This is a genomic window from Noviherbaspirillum aerium, from assembly GCF_008929045.1.
Taxonomy (GTDB): domain Bacteria; phylum Pseudomonadota; class Gammaproteobacteria; order Burkholderiales; family Burkholderiaceae_D; genus Noviherbaspirillum; species Noviherbaspirillum aerium.
Window position 1 is genome coordinate 1 of sequence record NZ_VFAH01000064.1, and the last position, 2,122, is coordinate 2,122.

Below are 2,122 nucleotides of genomic sequence, written 5' to 3' on the forward strand. Positions count from 1 at the left end.
CGTGCCCGGATTTGCCTAGGCACCTTCTTTGACACAGAAACCGGGACATCCAACACCCGGACAACCTTCCGCGATCCGTCCCCCCATCGCATCTAACGACGGTGCAGGAATATTAACCTGCTTCCCATCAGCTACGCATCTCTGCCTCGCCTTAGGGGCCGACTCACCCTGCTCCGATGAACGTTGAACAGGAAACCTTGGGCTTACGGCGTGCGGGCCTTTCACCCGCATTATCGCTACTCATGTCAGCATTCGCACTTCTGATACCTCCAGCATGCTTTACAACACACCTTCGCAGGCTTACAGAACGCTCTCCTACCATCTGCACGTACAAGTACGCACAAATCCGCAGCTTCGGTGACTGGCTTAGCCCCGTTACATCTTCCGCGCAGGACGACTCGATCAGTGAGCTATTACGCTTTCTTTAAAGGATGGCTGCTTCTAAGCCAACCTCCTGACTGTTTTAGCCTTCCCACTTCGTTTTCCACTTAGCCAATCTTGGGGACCTTAGCTGGCGGTCTGGGTTGTTTCCCTCTTGACGCCGGACGTTAGCACCCGACGTCTGTCTCCCAAGCTCGCACTCACCGGTATTCGGAGTTTGCAATGGGTTGGTAAGTCGCGATGACCCCCTAGCCATAACAGTGCTCTACCCCCGGTGGTGATACTTGAGGCACTACCTAAATAGTTTTCGGAGAGAACCAGCTATTTCCAGATTTGTTTAGCCTTTCACCCCTACCCACAGCATCCCCTAACTTTTCAACGTTAGTGGGTTCGGACCTCCAGTACCTGTTACGGCACCTTCATCCTGGCCATGAGTAGATCATCTGGTTTCGGGTCTACACCCAGCGACTATATCGCCCTATTCGGACTCGCTTTCGCTACGCCTTCCCTACACGGTTAAGCTTGCCACTGAATGTAAGTCGCTGACCCATTATACAAAAGGTACGCAGTCACCCCTTGCGAGGCTCCTACTGTTTGTATGCACACGGTTTCAGGATCTATTTCACTCCCCTTCCGGGGTTCTTTTCGCCTTTCCCTCACGGTACTGGTTCACTATCGGTCGATATCGAGTATTTAGCCTTGGAGGATGGTCCCCCCATGTTCAGACAGGGTTTCACGTGCCCCGCCCTACTTGTCGCAAGCCTAGTTCCACAATGCGGATTTCGCGTAAGGGGCTATCACCCTCTATGGCCGACGTTTCCAAGTCGTTCCACTATCCGTACTGCTAAATCTTGCAGGCTGTTCCCATTTCGCTCGCCACTACTTTGGGAATCTCGGTTGATGTCTTTTCCTGCAGCTACTTAGATGTTTCAGTTCGCCGCGTTCGCTTCGCATACCTATGTATTCAGTATGCGATGACCCATTGGGCCGGGTTTCCCCATTCGGAAATCTGCGGATCAAAGCTTGTTTGCCAGCTCCCCGCAGCTTATCGCAAGCTACTGCGTCCTTCATCGCCTGATATCGCCAAGGCATCCACCATGTGCACTTATTCGCTTGTCTCTATAACGTTGACTTCTCTGCCCAGCGTGCTGCGCAAAGAAACGTCATGGAGCTTGAGTATGAATATGCCGTATTCCAGACTACTCGCATTGCTGCGAGAACTCTTTCCTACATATGATTGATGACAATCACAACCCACCAGTTTTACCGATACCCTCATCACAAAGGCATCAGTGCCACTGATAAATCTTTACTACTTCTTCCAGATTGTTAAAGAACAAAACAGCTCATGATCGAAACGATCAAACCTAAATTGATGGAGCGGGAAAAGAGTCTCGAACTCTCGACCTCAACCTTGGCAAGGTTGCGCTCTACCAACTGAGCTATTCCCGCTTTGTCCTATTGCTCGACAACTGCGACCAACTTAGGTTTGATATTTCGATCACATAAAGTGGTAGGTCTGATTGGACTCGAACCAACGACCCCTACCATGTCAAGGTAGTGCTCTAACCAGCTGAGCTACAGACCTGCTTTATGCAGTTATTGGCTTTATTTACCAACACACCGATAAGTGTGAACGCTTGACTTGGCAAGCCTACTCTAGAAAGGAGGTGATCCAGCCGCACCTTCCGATACGGCTACCTTGTTACGACTTCACCCCAGTCACGAATCCTACCGTGGT

General features: G+C 50.9%; 2 tRNA genes and 2 rRNA genes. All 4 read right to left on the minus strand.

The features are described 5' to 3' along the window. A 23S ribosomal RNA gene (locus FH061_RS30040) occupies window positions 1-1,500 on the minus strand; the annotation flags it as partial. Window positions 1,501-1,757: 257 nt separating this feature from the next. Beyond that, a tRNA-Gly gene (locus FH061_RS30045) sits at window positions 1,758-1,833 on the minus strand. Between the two features lie 59 nt (window positions 1,834-1,892). Beyond that, a tRNA-Val gene (locus tag FH061_RS30050) sits at window positions 1,893-1,969 on the minus strand. A 75-nt stretch (window positions 1,970-2,044) separates the two neighbouring features. Next, window positions 2,045-2,122 (minus strand): 16S ribosomal RNA (locus FH061_RS30055); the annotation flags it as partial.